Annotated in this window: 15 protein-coding genes; 5 read left to right on the forward strand and 10 right to left on the reverse strand. The window is 59.8% G+C overall.

What is annotated here, in order from left to right:
• Window positions 1-73 precede the first annotated feature (73 nt).
• Window positions 74-1,771, reverse strand: a complete 1,698-nt coding sequence (gene fadD1 / locus GXB78_RS07605) for a long-chain-fatty-acid--CoA ligase FadD1 (protein ID WP_123418887.1) — start codon at window positions 1,769-1,771, stop codon at window positions 74-76.
• Between the two features lie 341 nt (window positions 1,772-2,112).
• Complete coding sequence (gene fadD2 / locus GXB78_RS07610; protein WP_329514968.1) at window positions 2,113-3,807, reverse strand: long-chain-fatty-acid--CoA ligase FadD2; 1,695 nt, start codon at window positions 3,805-3,807, stop codon at window positions 2,113-2,115.
• A gap of 225 nt (window positions 3,808-4,032) precedes the next feature.
• Between fadD2 and GXB78_RS07615 the strand changes: the two genes are divergently transcribed.
• Both GXB78_RS07615 and GXB78_RS07620 read left to right on the forward strand, forming a co-directional pair.
• Window positions 4,033-4,977 carry an alpha/beta hydrolase gene (locus GXB78_RS07615; protein WP_329514969.1) on the forward strand — a complete coding sequence of 315 codons (945 nt, stop codon included), beginning with the start codon at window positions 4,033-4,035 and terminating at the stop codon, window positions 4,975-4,977.
• A 42-nt stretch (window positions 4,978-5,019) separates the two neighbouring features.
• Window positions 5,020-5,490: a MaoC family dehydratase gene (locus GXB78_RS07620; protein WP_003227420.1), complete on the forward strand. Its 471-nt coding sequence runs from the start codon at window positions 5,020-5,022 to the stop codon at window positions 5,488-5,490.
• Window positions 5,491-5,743: 253 nt separating this feature from the next.
• On the opposite strand, the gene GXB78_RS07625 is transcribed toward GXB78_RS07620, so the two are convergent.
• Complete coding sequence (locus tag GXB78_RS07625) at window positions 5,744-6,211, reverse strand: ferritin-like domain-containing protein (RefSeq protein ID WP_329514970.1); 468 nt, start codon at window positions 6,209-6,211, stop codon at window positions 5,744-5,746.
• A 206-nt stretch (window positions 6,212-6,417) separates the two neighbouring features.
• On the opposite strand from GXB78_RS07625, the gene GXB78_RS07630 reads away from it, so the two are divergent.
• Together GXB78_RS07630 and GXB78_RS07635 are read left to right on the forward strand one after the other, a co-directional pair.
• Window positions 6,418-6,654, forward strand: a complete 237-nt coding sequence (locus GXB78_RS07630; RefSeq protein ID WP_003227425.1) for a DUF3820 family protein — start codon at window positions 6,418-6,420, stop codon at window positions 6,652-6,654.
• A gap of 30 nt (window positions 6,655-6,684) precedes the next feature.
• The gene (locus GXB78_RS07635; RefSeq protein ID WP_329514971.1) at window positions 6,685-7,866 is read left to right on the forward strand and encodes an aminotransferase class V-fold PLP-dependent enzyme; all 1,182 of its coding nucleotides are present in this window, start codon (window positions 6,685-6,687) and stop codon (window positions 7,864-7,866) included.
• Here the strand turns inward: GXB78_RS07635 and GXB78_RS07640 are convergent.
• The 4 genes from GXB78_RS07640 to zwf form a co-directional block, all read right to left on the reverse strand.
• Window positions 7,863-8,345 (reverse strand): peptidase associated/transthyretin-like domain-containing protein, encoded by a 483-nt coding sequence (locus GXB78_RS07640; RefSeq protein ID WP_329514972.1) that lies wholly within the window; start codon window positions 8,343-8,345, stop codon window positions 7,863-7,865. The genes GXB78_RS07635 and GXB78_RS07640 overlap by 4 nt on opposite strands.
• A 270-nt stretch (window positions 8,346-8,615) precedes the next feature.
• The gene (locus tag GXB78_RS07645; RefSeq protein WP_016773539.1) at window positions 8,616-9,281 is read right to left on the reverse strand and encodes a bifunctional 4-hydroxy-2-oxoglutarate aldolase/2-dehydro-3-deoxy-phosphogluconate aldolase; all 666 of its coding nucleotides are present in this window, start codon (window positions 9,279-9,281) and stop codon (window positions 8,616-8,618) included.
• 17 nt (window positions 9,282-9,298) lie between these two features.
• Window positions 9,299-10,012: a 6-phosphogluconolactonase gene (pgl, locus tag GXB78_RS07650; protein ID WP_329514973.1), complete on the reverse strand. Its 714-nt coding sequence runs from the start codon at window positions 10,010-10,012 to the stop codon at window positions 9,299-9,301.
• Window positions 9,999-11,465 carry a glucose-6-phosphate dehydrogenase gene (gene zwf, locus GXB78_RS07655; RefSeq protein ID WP_016773537.1) on the reverse strand — a complete coding sequence of 489 codons (1,467 nt, stop codon included), beginning with the start codon at window positions 11,463-11,465 and terminating at the stop codon, window positions 9,999-10,001. The genes pgl and zwf overlap by 14 nt, the downstream gene beginning before the upstream one ends.
• A 226-nt stretch (window positions 11,466-11,691) precedes the next feature.
• Between zwf and GXB78_RS07660 the strand changes: the two genes are divergently transcribed.
• A complete protein-coding gene (locus GXB78_RS07660; protein ID WP_169842436.1) occupies window positions 11,692-12,552 on the forward strand; it encodes a MurR/RpiR family transcriptional regulator in 861 nt (286 codons plus the stop codon).
• Between the two features lie 219 nt (window positions 12,553-12,771).
• Here GXB78_RS07660 and GXB78_RS07665 read toward each other — a convergent pair whose 3' ends face one another.
• From GXB78_RS07665 to GXB78_RS07675, 3 genes are all read right to left on the reverse strand, one after another.
• Window positions 12,772-13,626, reverse strand: coding sequence for a D-hexose-6-phosphate mutarotase (locus tag GXB78_RS07665; RefSeq protein ID WP_329514974.1), 855 nt, complete (start codon window positions 13,624-13,626; stop codon window positions 12,772-12,774).
• A gap of 298 nt (window positions 13,627-13,924) precedes the next feature.
• Complete coding sequence (locus GXB78_RS07670) at window positions 13,925-15,274, reverse strand: carbohydrate porin (protein ID WP_329514975.1); 1,350 nt, start codon at window positions 15,272-15,274, stop codon at window positions 13,925-13,927.
• Window positions 15,275-15,465: 191 nt separating this feature from the next.
• Window positions 15,466-16,626, reverse strand: coding sequence for an ABC transporter ATP-binding protein (locus GXB78_RS07675; protein WP_329514976.1), 1,161 nt, complete (start codon window positions 16,624-16,626; stop codon window positions 15,466-15,468).

Consider the following 16,626-nt stretch of genomic DNA (forward strand, 5'->3'; position numbering starts at 1 on the left):
AGGCGGCTTCACAGTTGATACAAGTCTAAAGTCACGCACCAACAAAAAGCCCCGCATCTGCGGGGCTTTTTATTTACGCGGCAGACTTGGCCTTGAGCTTCTTCAGCTCTTCATCCCGCAATTCGCGGCGCAGGATCTTGCCGACGTTGGTGGTCGGCAGCGCGTCGCGGAATTCCACCGAGCGCGGCACCTTGTAGCCGGTGACGTTGGCGCGCATGTGGTCCATGACCTGTTCTTTGGTCAGGGTCACACCCGGTTTGGCGACGATGAAAATTTTGATCGCCTCGCCCGATTTCTCGTCCGGTACGCCAATCGCCGCACACTGCAACACGCCCGGCAAAGTCGCCAGCACGTCTTCCAGTTCGTTCGGATAGACGTTGAAACCAGACACCAGAATCATGTCTTTCTTGCGATCGACAATGCGCATGTAGCCGTCCGGCTGGATCAGCGCGATGTCACCGGTTTTCAGCCAGCCGTCGCTGTCGAGCATTTCATCGGTGGCTTCCTGACGCTGCCAGTAGCCCTTCATGACTTGCGGGCCCTTGACGCACAGTTCACCGATTTCGCCCAGCGGCTGCTCGACACCGGCATCGTCGATGACTTTGCACAGGGTCGACGGCACCGGAATGCCGATCGTGCCGATCTGGATGTGCTGGATCGGGTTGACCGTGGCCACCGGGCTGGTTTCGGTCATGCCGTAGCCTTCGCAGATGGCGCAACCGGTCACGGCTTTCCAGCGCTCGGCTGCGGCCAATTGCAGGGCCATGCCGCCGGACAGGGTGACTTTCAGCGCGGAGAAATCCAGCTTGCGGAAACCTTCGTTGTTGCACAGCGCCACGAACAGCGTGTTCAGCCCGACGAAACCGCTGAACTTCCACTTCGACAGCTCCTTGACCATCGCCGGCAGGTCGCGCGGGTTGCTGATCAGGATGTTGTGGTTGCCGATCAGCATCATCGCCATGCAGTGAAAGGTGAACGCATAGATGTGATACAGCGGCAGCGGCGTGATCAGGATCTCGCAGCCTTCGTTGAGGTTGGAGCCCATCAGCGCCTTGCATTGCAGCATGTTGGCGACCAGGTTGCGGTGGGTGAGCATCGCGCCCTTGGCCACACCGGTGGTGCCGCCGGTGTATTGCAGCACCGCGACATCGCCGCTGTCCGGGTTCGCTTCGGCCACTGGCTGGCCGTGGCCCTTGCTCAGCACGTCGTTGAACTTGATGGCTTTGGGCAGGTGATAGGCCGGGACCATTTTCTTCACGTACTTGATGACGCTGTTGATCAGCAGGCGCTTGATCGGCGGCAGCAGGTCGGCGACTTCGGTGACGATGATGTGCTTGACGCCGGTCTTCGGCACTACGGCTTCGGCCAGGTGCGCCATGTTCGCCAGGCACACCAGTGCTTTGGCACCGGAGTCGTTGAATTGGTGTTCCATTTCCCGCGCGGTGTACAGCGGGTTGGTATTGACCACGATCAGCCCGGCGCGAATGGCACCGAAGACCGCGACCGGGTACTGCAAGACGTTGGGCAGTTGCACGGCGATTCGATCACCGGGCTGCAAGTCGGTATGCTGTTGCAGATACGCGGCAAAGGCACCGGACAGCTCGTACAGCTCACCATAGGTGATTGTCTTGCCCAGGTTGCTGAAAGCCGGTTTGTTGGCGAAGCGTTGGCAGGATTGCTTCAACACTGCCTGAATGTTCGGATACTCGTCTGGATTGATCTCGGCTGCGATTCCAGCCGGGTACTTATCCTTCCAAAAGTCTTCGATCATGGAAGCCCACTCCTCAGCAACGCGAATTCTTCACCGCATTTGATGCGATTATTATTGGTGTGTGTTTTGTATTGGTGAATCCGGCGTTTTACAGGCCGAGAAGTCACAAAGCGCGCCGAGAGTAGCAGCTTTGCCAAGGGTCGACCAGAGCCAAACGTGGGCCCTACAGTCATATTGATGACTCAAGACTTGCCAGCGGTCATTTTAGAGCAAAAATCCTATAACTCCCTAAAACCCCCGAATTCAGCGGGCACAAAAGATTCGCGAGCAGGCTCGCTCCCACAGTAAACATCGATACCTGTGGGAGCGAGCCTGCTCGCGAATGTCACAAGCGCTGCGGTTCAGGCCTGGGCAATATCGCGCAACTCGCGCCGCAGAATTTTCCCTACAGGCGTCATCGGCAACGACTCACGCAGCACGATGTGTTTCGGCACCTTGTAGGCCGTGAAATTCTCTTTGCAGTAGGCCTTCAGCTCTTCCAGGCTGACCCCGCTTTCCCGCGCCACCACAAACAGCTTCACCGCCTCACCCGAACGCTCGTCCGGCACACCGATCACCGCGCAGTTGGCGACTTTCGGGTGCGCCATGACCACGTCTTCGATTTCGTTGGGATAAACGTTGAAACCGGAGACGATGATCATGTCCTTCTTGCGATCGACGATGCGCACAAAACCGTCGGGGTCGATCACCGCAATATCGCCGGACTTGAACCAGCCCTCGGCATCGAGCACTTCGGCAGTGGCCTCGGGTTTGTTCCAGTAGCCCTTCATGATCTGCGGGCCTTTGATGCACAGCTCGCCACGCTCGCCCGGCGGTTGCTCGACGCCGTCATCGTTGATGATTTTCACCAGCGTGCCCGGCACCGGCAGGCCGACAGTGCCCAAGCGCGATTGGTCGCCGTAAGGGTTGGTGCAGGCCACGGGCGAAGTTTCGGTCAGGCCGTAGCCTTCGGTGATACGGCAACCGGTCATCTGCTCCCAGCGCTCGGCGGTGGCCTTGACCAGCGCGGTGCCGCCGGAGTTGGTCAGCTTCAGGCTGGAGAAATCCAGGGTCTTGAAATCGGGATGATCCATCAGCGCAACGAACAAGGTGTTCAAGCCCAGCAGCGCCGAGAAACGCCAGTTCTTCAGTTCCTTGATGAAGCCGGCGATGTCGCGCGGATTGGAAATCAGCACGTTGTGGTTGCCCGACACCATCATGCACATGCAATTCGCGGTGAAGGCATAGATGTGGTACAGCGGCAGCGGCGCGATCATCACTTCCTGGCCTTCACGCAACAGCGGCTGACCGTCCGGGCCGAGCTGTGCCAGACAGGCGCGCACTTGCTGCATGTTCGCCACCAGATTGCCGTGGGTGAGCATCGCGCCTTTCGCCAGGCCGGTGGTACCGCCGGTGTATTGCAGCACGGCGATGTCATCGAGGCCGACGTTAAGCGGCTTGATCCCCAGGCCGCGGCCCATGCGCAGCGCGCTTTTGAACGAGATGGCCTGTGGCAGCGAATATTCGGGAACCAGTTTTTTCACCTTGCTGACCACGGTGTTGACCAGCCAGCCCTTGGCGGCGGGCATCAGGTCGCCCATCTTCGCTTCGATCAGGTATTGGATGTCGGTGTCAGGCAGCACTTCCTGGACTTTCTGCCCGAACAGGTTCAGGTAGACCAGCGCCCGCGCGCCGGAATCCTTGAACTGGTGGCGCATCTCCCGTGGCGTGTACAAGGGATTGGTGTTGACCACGATCAGCCCGGCGCGCAGTGCGCCGAACACGGCAATCGGATAATGCAGGACGTTGGGCATCTGCACCGCAATGCGATCACCCGGCACCAGATCAGTATGAGCCTGCAGGTAACCGGCAAACGCCGCGCTCTGGCGCTCGAGTTCGGCGTAGGTCAGGGTGATGCCCATGCTGCTGAACGCCGGGCGGTCAGCGAATTTCTTGCAGGAACGCTCAAACACTTCGATGACCGACTTGAACTCGCCCATGTCGATGTCCAGCGGTACGCCGGCCGGGCGTTTGTCATTCCAGAAATCAGGTTGCATTGTTCTTGTCCTCTTTACCTGAGCCGATCCGGGAGCCGCTTTCTGTCGTTTCTGCTTCGTCCATGGAAGGCGAAAAGCACAAAGCGGAGCTTCACGGACACTAGCAGCTATGGCCAGTGAGGCAAATATGACGCAAGCCGTCATTGATCGCGTGAATCTTCCTGCCGTGGCGTGGGCTGATCAGACGCGCTATACACTGTGGCGATGCTGAGCAAAGGAATCGCCATGACCCACGACACCTTCTGGCTGGACGCAAGTGACCGCAGCCGCCTGTACGTCAACCGCTGGCTGCCGGCCACGCCTTTGAAAGCGGTGATTCTCGTCGTCCATGGCATGGCCGAACACAGCGCTCGCTACGCCCGTCTCGCCGACACGTTTTGCGACAAAGACTATGGCGTCTACGCACCCGATCTGCGCGGCCATGGCCGCACCGCCGACAACGGCACCCTCGGCCACTTTGCCGATGACGATGGCTGGTGCAAGGTCGTAGGCGATCTGGCCAGCCTCAACCAGCACATCGGCCAGCAGCATCCCGGCGTGCCGATCATTCTGCTCGGCCACAGCATGGGCAGTTACCTGGCCCAAGCCTATCTGCTGCACCACAGCGCAAGTCTGCATGGGGCGATTCTCAGCGGATCGAATTTCCAGCCAGTGGCCCTGTATCGCGTCGCCCGGCAGATTGCCCGGCTGGAAAAACTGCGGCAGGGCGGCAAGGGCCGCAGCGCGTTGATCGAGTGGCTGTCGTTCGGCTCGTTCAACAATAAATTCAAACCGCTGCGCACCCGCTTCGACTGGCTGAGCCGCGATCCGGCCGAGGTCGACAAGTACGCCGCCGACCCGTTGTGTGGCTTTCGCTGTACCAATCAGTTCTGGATCGACCTGCTCGGCGGCTTGCAGCAAATCAGCAAAGCGTCCAATCTCGCGCAGATCGATCCGGGCCTGCCGCTGCTGGTGATTGGCGGCGAATGTGATCCGGTGAGCGAGGGCAAGCGTCTGACTGATCTGGCCAACGCCTTGCGCAGGGCCGGCAGCCAGCACCTGCAACTGAAGATCTACCCGCAGGCCCGGCACGAATTGTTCAATGAAAGCAATCGCGACGAAGTGACCGCCGATGTGCTCGCCTGGATCGATCAGGCCTTGAGCCATCCGCGCCCGCAGCGCAGCGAATAATTTTTTGTGGATTCACTGAATCCGTCACAGGAATCGAAACCGATGACCCAGGTTACCAACATCCCTTACGAAGCCCTCGAAGTCGGCCAGACCGCCAGCTACAGCAAGACTGTCGAAGAGCGCGACATCCAGCTGTTCGCCGCGATGTCAGGCGACCACAACCCGGTGCACCTGGACGCCGAGTTTGCCGCAGCGAGCATGTTCAAGGAACGCATTGCCCACGGTATGTTCAGCGGTGCGCTGATCAGCGCCGCGGTCGCTTGTGAACTGCCTGGGCCGGGCACTATTTATATCGGTCAGCAGATGAGTTTTCAGAAACCGGTAAAGATCGGCGACACGCTGACGGTGCGTCTGGAAATTCTCGAGAAGCTGCCGAAGTTTCGTGTGCGCATTGCCACTCGGGTGTTCAACCAGCGTGACGAGTTGGTAGTGGATGGCGAGGCGGAGATATTGGCGCCGCGCAAGCAGCAGACGGTGACGTTGCCGACTTTGCCGGCGATCAGTATTGGTTGATTGATTGATGGGGTGTCAGGTAGATCTTCTCCCCCTCACCCCAGCCCTCTCCCCCACGGGGGCGAGGGGGAAAGGGAGCCGACTTCCTGGCTTTTCAAATCCTGAGTTCGACTGGATATTTCACAGCGACGTAACTTTCAGGAACACCTCGGTCAGTCCCCTCTCCCTCCGGGAGAGGGCTAGGGTGAGGGGCTTTTCCTGCGGGCACAAAAAAACGCCAGACTAGCTGGCGTTTTTTGTAGCCGACTAACTCTTACGAGTTGGCACGAGCCTGGTTACGCAGGGCTTTCACCTGGTCGTGGTTGCGTTGTACGCCGTGATACTGACGCTCAACCAGATCCTTGATGCCTACCAGATTGTGCTTGTTGATTTTCTCGAGGGCTTCACGATAAGCCTTCAGCGCATGGTCTTCACCGCGCTCGGCTTCGTTCAGCACAGCTTCTTCGTCTTTGCCGGTGAACATGGATTTTACGTCAACCCAGCGACGGTGCAGGTCACCGGCAACGCTGGTCGAAGTTTCCGGATCACCGCCCAGCGAACGTACCTGAGCCTGCAGCTCGGCAGCTGCGGTGGCGCAATCGGCGGCGCGAGTCACAAACAGAGATTTCAGTTCAGGATGCTTGATGTCTTCGGCGCAAGTCTTGAACCCTTCCTGACCGTCCTTGCAGGTTTCAATCAGGTCATTGAGTACCGAGATGGATTCTTTGTTTACGTCAGTCATTTTCCAATTCCTTGCGGTTGGTTGAAGATGCAAGGGATATTGCAGTGTGCGTGCCAGTTTGCTTTGCGAGAATAAAACCTTGTTTTTCATGGACTTATAAAACATTGAACCATCTGTATGCTGGTTTTTTGCATGATCTGTCATTTGGCCTGCATGCAGAATGCCTGTATTTTCCCTGCTGTAATGTGAATCGATGAAGCGTGCTGATGAATCCGGAAAAACTCGAACTGCTGATCACCCGCGAGATGCCTTTCGGCAAGTACAAGGGCCGAATCATTGCCGACCTGCCTGGCCCTTATCTGAACTGGTTCGCCCGTGAAGGCTTTCCCCACGGCGAACTCGGTGGCCTGCTTGCGCTGATGCAGGAGATCGACCACAACGGCCTGTCCGACCTGCTCGAACCGCTACGCGCCAAACACGGCAAACCCGCCCCGCGCCACTGACGCGCCCTCCTCTCTTGAGCCTTGTCGACCATGCCTGACAACACCCGCCGCGCCCGTGATGAAGCCTTCTGGCAAACCTTCGCCGACCGATACGATGTGCAGCCCGGCCCGGTCAACCTGGAGAACGGTTACTTCGGGCGCATGTCGCGCACGGTGATCGAGGAATACCAGCGCAACATCGAGCTGATCAACACCAGCAACTCGGTGTACGTGCGCCAGCGCTTTGAGCAACACGACAACCTCGAGATCCGCGCGCAGGTGGCCGAATTGATCGGCGTACGCGCGCAAAGCGTGGCCCTGACGCGCAATGCCACCGAAGGCCTGCAATCGCTGATCCGCAATTACAATCGCCTGCAACCGGGCGATCAGGTGCTGATCTGCGATCTCGAGTACGACACGGTCAAGGGCGCCATGCGCTGGCTGGCGAAACATCGTGGCGTCGAGGTGATCGAGATTGCCCACCGCCATCCGGCCAGCTTCGACAGCTTGCTGGAGACCTACCGCGAGGCTTTTCTCCGCTACCCGAAACTCAAATTGATGGCCCTGACCCATGTCACCCATCGCACCGGCCTGGTCATGCCGGTGCAGGCCATCGCTGCATTGGCGAAGGAGCATGGCGTTGACATCATCCTCGACGGCGCCCACGCCCTCGGCCAGATCGAATTCGATCTGCAAGCGTTGGGCATCGCTTTCGCCGGCTACAACCTGCACAAATGGATCGGCGCGCCGCTGACCCTCGGCTTCATTTATATCGCCCCGCAGCGTCTGGCCGACATCGATCCAGACATGGGCGAGATGCATTATCCGGTCACCGACATTCGCGCGCGCACCTCGTACAGCACGCCTAACATCCCGGCGCTGATGACCTTGCCGCTGGTCTTCGAAGAGCACAATTCCCTCGGCGGTGCCGCAGCCAAAAGCCCACGCCTGAACTACCTGCGCAACCTATGGGTCAGCGCCGTGCGGCACCTGCCGGGCATCGAAGTACTGACGCCGGACGATCCGCAACTGTATTGCGGGATCACCGCGCTGCGTTTCACCCGCCAAGCCGATCAACAGGCGATGGCCGAGCGCCTGCTCAGCGAATTCAACCTGTTCACCGTGGTGCGCACCGGCGCCGCGTGCGGGCCGTGTATCCGCATCACTCCGGGGCTGACCACCACGGCTGGCGAGATGGAGCAGTTGGTCCACGCATTGAACCAGCTGCGCTAGAACGGCGCAGCGGAGTTTTTTTCGTAGCCTTCGAGGCCAAGCTGCGACGACACGGCGAAGGTGTCGATGCCGAGGGTCTGGCAGGCGAAGGCACCGTCTTCGAGATTCTCGCCAGCGATCGGCTGCAACACCAACCGCAAGGCGTCCTCAGCGATCGCCTCACAACCGCAGCGACCGGGCAGGTGCAAGGTGCCGGCCCAGGCTTCGTGGTGAGCTTGCGCTCCTGCTTCATCGCCGGGAATAAACACGTTGAGGCTCAGGCAAGCAGTGCCGGGGGCCGGGCGATCCGGATAGATGCTGGTAAAGCGCACGATGCCATGGCTATCGGTGGATTGACTGCCGGAGAGGCTGGTGCCGCCATCAACTCGCTGTTGAATGCGCACCAGCGCACCGATGACCGGCTCGCTGGTCATCGCATCGACCAGCGCCAGACGCAGGATCAGCGGCAGGCCTTCGACACCCTGGCTGATATTGCGCACCCTGGATCCGGCTGCGGGCCGATCGGGCCGGCCAAGAGGCCGTTGCTTCGGTTGATAAAGGGATTGTGGCGCAAGGGTCAGAGACTGAAGGTCGTCCATGAGGCGTTCTCTCTTCCATAAGATGAACGCAGGTTAACCCCGGCAAACGGACCGCGTGCGTTAACTATGTATCGCGGCATGTATGTTTACTTTCTTCGGCGCAAAAAAAAGGTGCGCCGACCAAGCGCACCATAAAGCCGTAAAGCACACAACGAGGTGTAGGGGTAAAGATCAGTCCAGCAGCGCCAGGGCTTCGGCGGTGCATTCCTGAATGCGCGCCCAGTCGCCGTTCTTGATCCACTCCGGATCAAGCATCCAGCTACCGCCCACGCACATGACGTTTTTCAGCGCCATGTAGCTTTTGATATTGGCCGGACCGACGCCGCCAGTCGGGCAGAATTTCACTTCGCCAAACGGACCGCCGAGGGCCTTGATTGCCGCCACGCCACCGCTGACTTCCGCCGGGAACAGCTTGAAGCGGCGATAGCCCAGACCGTAGCCTTCCATGATCCCCGAGGCATTGCTGATCCCCGGCAACAGCGGAATCGGGCTGTCCACGCTGGCTTCGAGCAGGTCGCGGGTGATGCCCGGGGTGACGATGAATTGCGAACCGGCCGCTTCCGCCGCCGCGAGCATGTTGCGGTCGAGCACGGTGCCAGCACCGGTCATCAGTTCCGGGCGCTGTTCGCGCAGGATCTGGATCGCTTTGAGGCCGAACTGCGAACGCAGGGTCACTTCCAGCGCGGTCAGGCCACCGGCAGCGAGGGCGTCGGCCAGCGGCAGCACGTCCTGTTCGCGAGCGATGGTGATCACCGGCAGAATCCGCGCCTTGGCGCAGAGACTGTCGATCAGGGCAACTTTGTCCGCCATGGAAACGGTCGGGGATGGGGTTGTCATAGCGGCTGTTCCTTGGCTCATGGGCACCAGTAAATCTCTAACGTAGGTTGCAGAAACGCGCGCACCGGCATGGCCGAGACGTCATCGGATGCCAGCGCGGCATTCAGAGTGGTCAGTTTCGATTGACCGGAAATCGACAGAATCTTGTGCCGGGCCGAGGCCAGCAGTGCACGGCTCATGGTCAGGCGCTGACGCGGCACGCTTGGCGCCAGCATCGGCCAGCAACGACGCGTGCCTTCGGTTTGCAGGGCTTCGGCGAGGTTCGGGCTGTCGGGGAACAGCGATGCGGTGTGGCCGTCATCACCCATCCCCAGCACCAATACGTCGATCGGCGGCAGCTCGGCGAGCAGACGGTCGGCCTGTTCAGCAGCCTGTTCGACGTTGGCCGCCGCACTGTAGAGGCTGAGGAACTGTGCCTTGGCCGCCGGGCCTTTGAGCAGGTATTGCTTGAGCAGGCCGGCATTGCTGTCGGCGTGCTCGACCGGCACCCAGCGCTCGTCGGCCAGGGTCACAACGACTTTCGCCCAGTCCAGCTCCTGCTTGGCCAGGTGCTGGAAAAATGCTACCGGGCTGCGCCCGCCGGACACCACCAGCACCGCGTTGCCGCGTGCCGCAATCGCTTCGCTCAGTTGCTGGGCAACGTTCAGCGCCAGACCTTCGGCGAGCAGCACCGCGCTGTTGAATTCGCGGGCAGTCACGCCCGTTGGCAGTTGCACATCAGATATCGCCATACCACGACCTCCCGTCCCGCGTGATCAATGCAATGGAGCTCATCGGCCCCCACGACCCGGCCGCATACGGCTTGGGCGCGTCACCGGATTTTTTCCACCCGGCGATCAACTGGTCACACCACTTCCACGCGGCTTCGATTTCATCTTTACGGACAAACAGGTTCTGATTGCCGTTCATCACTTCCAGCAACAGCCGTTCGTAGGCGTCGGGGATCCGCGCGCTACGCCAGGTGTCGGAGAAATTCAGTTGCAGCGGCCCGCTGCGCAGTTGCATGCCCTTGTCCAGGCCCTGCTCCTTGGTCATCACCCGCAAGGAAATGCCTTCGTCCGGTTGCAGGCGGATGATCAGTTTGTTGCTGATCTGCAGGCGCTGCTCAGGGGCGAAGATATAGTGCGACGGTTCCTTGAAATGGATGACGATCTGCGACAGCTTCTGCGGCATGCGCTTGCCGGTGCGCAGGTAGAACGGCACGCCGGCCCAGCGCCAGTTACGGATATCGGCACGCAGGGCGACGAAGGTTTCGGTGTCGCTCTGGGTATTGGAATTCGGTTCTTCGAGGTAACCGGGAACGGATTTCCCCTCGCTGTGTCCGGCGATGTACTGGCCGCGCACCACTTGCGTGGTCAGGCCTTCCGGGCTGATCGGCGCCAGCGCCTTGAGCACCTTCACCTTTTCGTCACGGATGCTGTCGGCGGACAGGTCGGCCGGCGGGTCCATGGCAATCAGGCAGAGCAGCTGCAACAGGTGATTCTGGATCATGTCGCGCAGTTGGCCGGCCTTGTCGAAATAGCCCCAACGGCCTTCGATGCCAACCTTCTCGGCCACGGTGATTTCCACGTGGGAGATGTAATTCTGGTTCCACTGGGTTTCGAACAGGCTGTTGGCGAAACGCAGGGCGATCAGGTTCTGAACGGTTTCTTTGCCCAGGTAGTGGTCGATGCGGTAAGTGCGGTCTTCCGGGAAGAACTGCGCGACGGCATCGTTGACCTTGCGCGACGACTCAAGGTCAGAGCCGATCGGCTTTTCCAGCACCACCCGGGTATTTTCGGCCAGACCGACTTTTTCCAGGTTCTCGCAGATCGCGCCGTACACCGCCGCCGGAGTGGCGAAGTAGGCGATCATGCGCTGGCTGCTGCCGGCCAGTTCCGCCAGCGCCACGTAGTCTTCGGCCTTGAGGAAGTCGACGTGCAGATAGGTCAGGCGCGCGAGAAAGCGCTCAGCTACGGTTTCGTTCAGCTCTTTGCCGACGTAACGGCGCAATTCGGCGGCGATGAACGCCATGTGCTGCTGCTCGCTGCCGGGCTCACGGGCCAGCGCGATGATGCGCGTGTCCTCGTGCAGCAAGTCGGCACCGTCAAGGTGATACAGGGCAGGAAACAGCTTGCGCAGGGCCAGATCGCCCAGCGCGCCGAACAAGGCAAAGGTGCACGGTTCAACCGTAATGGAAGGCATGATGTTTGTTCTTTTATCAAGTTAAGCTACAAATACCTTTTTTCAAGGCATCACTCAAGGGAAAATGTAGTAATAACCACAACATTTTCCCACAATGCACAATCCGAGTGGTGGTCGCCCGGACGCATCAGTAGGATAGGCCACCGTCACGGGCCATATCAAAGGCCCAATTTGCATAGCCCGACGCAACTCTGCGTTGGTGAATCAGGAATTCCATATGGACCGCGTGCGAAATTTACTGGAACAGATCCAGAGTCGCCTTGAAGAGCTGAACAAGGCCGAACGTAAGGTCGCCGAGGTGATCCTGCTCAACCCACAGCAGGCCACCCGCTTCAGCATCGCCGCCCTCGCCCAGGCCGCCTCGGTGAGCGAACCGACGGTCAACCGTTTCTGCCGTTCGTTCGGTGTCAGCGGTTATCCCGAACTCAAGCTGCAATTGGCCCAGAGCCTGGCCAGTGGCGCGGCGTATGTCAGCCGCGCGGTCGAGGCTGACGACAATCCCGAAGCCTACACGCAGAAGATTTTCGGCAGCGCCATCGCCTCGCTTGACAGTGCTTGCCAGGCGCTGGACCCGAACCTGATCAGCCGCGCCGTCGACCTGTTGATCCAGGCGCGGCAGATCCACTTCTTCGGCCTCGGCGCTTCGGCTCCGGTGGCACTGGATGCGCAACACAAGTTCTTCCGCTTCAACCTCGCCGTCACCGCGCATGCCGATGTGCTGATGCAGCGGATGATTGCCTCGGTGGCGCACACCGGTGAGCTGTTCGTGATCATTTCCTACACCGGGCGTACGCGCGAACTGGTGGAAGTGGCGCGGATTGCCCGGGAGAACGGCGCGTCAGTGCTGGGCCTGACCGCGGAAAATTCGCCGCTGGCCAAGGCCAGTACCCTGAGCCTGAATATTCCGTTGCCGGAAGACACCGACATTTATATGCCGATGACGTCGCGGATCATCCAGCTGACCGTGCTGGATGTGCTGGCGACCGGGATGACCTTGCGCCGTGGCGTGGATTTCCAGCCGCATTTGCGAAAGATCAAAGAGAGTTTGAATGCCAGCCGGTATCCGGTGGGTGATGAGTTCAATTGAAGCGTTAAATGCGAAAAGCCAACCCTCACCCCAGCCCTCTCCCGGAGGGAGAGGGAGCCGACGGAGGTGTCTCGCGCTGGACATCGACCTGAATGACCGAGTCGATTATGGATTCACCGACATTCGTTCAGGTCGGTGGATCTCCTGAATATCCCCCATTCGGTCCCCTCTCCCTCTGGGAGAGGGCTAGGGTGAGGGCCCGCGCTCCAACTGACACACTCAAGCCGCCGCCCACGCCTGCAAACTCAAATGCGCCTTCTCCCCCGGCGCCAGGTGCAGACTGTCCGTTCCGCCCGCCGCTGCTTCCACGCAAACAAACTCGGAAATCTCGTCCCAGCTCACTCCCAGCAACGGTCGCGCGCCGGGATGCCACACCACGGTGTCACCACTGTCGCCGGTATCGATGCACAACTCGCGCTGCCAGGCGTGATCCTTGATCTGCAATTCGCCGTCATGCTGGAACACCCGCTGACAACCGCCATCAACCCGCAACTCACCTTCCTGCTGACAGACCTGACGGTTCAACTGGTCATAACCCTGTGCGCCTTCGAGGCCAGACAGCGCTATCTCACCGACATCGCCAATACGCCAGTAAGCGTGCAAAGCCTGGCTCAACTGGCACGGCATGTCGTCCTGATGCTCGGTGCTCAAGCGTAATTCCATGCGTTCGCCCAGATGCGCGTGCAGGTCGACCTGCCAATCGCACAGCTGCAGTTGCCAGTGCAGGCGCACGCCATCCTCGGCGCTGCTGCTGTCGAGCAGTTTCCAGTCGAGCAGCCGCGCCCAGCCATGTGACGGCCAGGCGTTTTCGCTCGGATGACGGCCATACCAAGGCCAGCACACCGGCACGCCACCACGGATCGCGCCGACATGCGGCCACTTCGCCGCGCACCACAACCACGGCTTCTGCCCACGCGGTTGAAAGTGCAGCAATTGCGCGCCTTGACGACTGAACACCGCCTGACACAGCGGATGATCGATCACCAACACGTCGCGCATCTGATAGCGCTCCCAGGCGAACACCGGTCGCTCGCGCAGGGACTTGAAAAAGCGTTGCAGCGGATGCTCATGCATTTGCCACGATCCTGAAAATCATCGAGTACCAAATTCCACATTGCTTTTGTGGCGAGGGCGCTTGTCGAATCGTCGCACCGTCCCGCCGGACTGCGAAGCGGCCCAAAAACCATTTACTGCTGTGTGTCAGCAAGACTGCATTGACCGGGTCTACGACTGCTGCGCAGCCGAGCGGGAGCAAGCTCCCTCGCCACAAATGCGTACGACACAAGGCTTGTATACGGGTCTGGCAAAAAAAAGCGGACAGCCTGGGCTGTCCGCAAAATGCGCACATAGAGAGGAGCTTATCGCAGACGCGTCAGAACGTTGACTGAATTTTCAGGCCAGCGACCAAAGCGTTATCGACTTCATCCACACCGCCCGGATGGGTGATGTATTGCAGGTTGGGACGCACGGTCAGCCAGTTGGTGACGTGGATGCCGTAGTTGAGCTCGTAGTTGTATTCGGTTTCACGAATCGGCGAGAACGCGGCGTTGTCGTAGTCGGACACACCGTTGGAAGCGTTCAGCAGTTCAGCGTTGCGCTTGACGTCCTTGTTGACGTGGATACGCGCCGCGCCAATACCGATGTCATCCTTCGGACGTGCATCGAACGGGCCTTTGTAGACAAACATCACCGACTGGTAGTTGTCGATGAAGTTGGTGTCCTTGTCGTGGAAGGTCGCGTTGGCAGCGATGTTCAGACCGCGAGTGGCATCACCGTTGTGGCTGGTGAGTTGTTGTTGCGCGACGAACCAGTAGCCGTGCTTGCTGTTGTGCGACTTGTAGTCGTCACCGGTGGTTGCTGCGTCGAAACCGTTGACGTCTTCGCGAACGTCGTCGGCGTCGGCCGTGCTCTTGTAGTAACCGACGCGGTATTCGCCCGGCAGGCTGTTGACCTTTGGCGACCAGACCAATTCAACGGGCAGAACGGTACCCTTGGTGCCGCTGCCGCTGAGCTTGAAGCCGTTGCCGTGTTCCAGCTGCGACGGGTTCTGGTTGTACGCACCGATCTGTGCGTAGAGCTCGTCGTTGATGTTGTACTTCACACGGATCGCGGCCTGGCTGACTGGCCAGTTGTACCAGATGTTGGTCGCCCAGTTACCCACTTGCGAACCGCAGAACGCGAGGTTCTGGAAGTCGCACGGGAAGGTGTTGAAGTCTTCGCCTTCGCCGAAGTAACCGGCCTTGACGTCGAGCTTGTTGTCGAAGAACTGGTGCTGAATCCACAGCTGGGTCAGACGCACCATGTGGCCACGGCCGTAGACTTCCTGCGAGGAGCTGAGGGTGCCGGCACGCGGATCGCCAACGCGGTCGTTGGAGATGTTGTAGCCGTTACGGTTGGTCAGCTGGATCTTCGCTTGGGTGTTGTCCCAGCCCCACAGCTTCTGCAGGTCGAGGGCCACGCCGAGGCCGAACTGGTCGCTGTAGCGGCCGGTCTTGTCGTCGTCATAACCGCCGTGAAGATTGGCGCCCATCTCGCCAACGTAGTCGGCCTTGATGTCGATACCCTGCTCGATCAGCCTGGTGCGCTCGCCGCCCCAGTCGCCGGTCATCCATTTGGAGTCGGAGCTGAAGGCATCCGCCGCCATTGCGTTACCGGCCAGCACCAGTGCAGCTGCCGCTGAAACCTGGCAGATCAACCGGGCATTGACGTGTTTCTTTTTCATCCCTACATCCTCGTCTTTATTGTTATTAACTGTTTTTATCTAACGCGGTTTACATAAAGTGCGACGAATGACAGGCCATTCACCGCGTGCTCCTTGTAGGAGTGAGCCTGCTCGCGATAGCGGTTTGACATTCAACATCTCTGTCGACTGATACACCGTCATCGCGAGCAGGCTCACTCCTACATTGTTTTTCAGCGCCCTTTGAACTGCGCCACGTTCGCAGACCGCGCATCGGTCTGTGGTTGGCCGGCAGTGCCCAGACGCTCGCCGGTATTGGCATCAAACAACAACACTTTCGATGGATCGAACTGCAGCGTCAGGCTTTCGCCCACCTGCGGTGCCACGTCCGGTGCCAGTCGGCAGCAGACCTTGGTGTCATTCAGGTTGACGAACACCAGGGTGTCCGGCCCGGTCGGTTCCGTGACCTGCACTTCCGCGCGGATGCTCGGCAGGCCATTGCCCTCGCCGTTCGCCAGACAGATCTGCTCCGGCCGCAGGCCGAGGATCACTTCGCGATCTTCAAGCCCGGCGTCCTGCATGCTCATCGGCAATTCACAACGCGCCTGACCGCTGTCGAGCAGCGCCAGCAGACGACCATCCTTGCGCTGCAGACGCAGGGGGATGAAGTTCATCGGCGGCGAACCGATGAAGCTGGCGACGAACAGGTTCGCCGGGTCGGTGTAGATGTCTTTCGGCGTGCCGAACTGCTGGATGATGCCGTCCTTCATCACCGCCACTTTATCGCCCAGAGTCATCGCTTCGATCTGGTCGTGGGTCACGTAGACCGTGGTGGTTTTCAGGCGCTGGTGCATCAGTTTCATTTCGGTACGCATCTCGACGCGCAGCTTGGCGTCGAGGTTGGACAGCGGTTCGTCGAACAGATAAATCTTCGGACGCCGCGCCAGGGCACGACCCATCGCCACGCGCTGTTGTTGACCACCGGAGAGCTGGCCCGGCTTGCGATTGAGCAGGTGTTCGATCTGCAGCAGCTTGGCCACGCGGGCGACTTCTTCGTCGATCGCCGCCTGGGGCATCTTGCGGATTTTCAGGCCGAACTCGATGTTTTCGCGCACGCTCATGGTCGGGTACAGCGCGTAGGACTGGAACACCATGGCGATGTCACGATCCTTGGGGCTCATGCCGCTGACGTCCTGATCACCGATCATGATCGCGCCGCCGGTGATGGTTTCCAGACCGGCGATGCAGTTCATCAAGGTCGATTTGCCGCAGCCCGACGGGCCGACGAGGATCAGGAATTCACCATCCTTGATCGACAGTTCGATGTTCTTCAGGGTGTCCGGCAGGCCGGCCCCGTAGGTCTTGTTTACGTTGCGAAGTTCAAGCGTAGCCAT

This window comes from Pseudomonas moraviensis subsp. stanleyae (assembly GCF_036283065.1).
GTDB classification, from domain to species: Bacteria; Pseudomonadota; Gammaproteobacteria; order Pseudomonadales; family Pseudomonadaceae; genus Aquipseudomonas; species Aquipseudomonas stanleyae.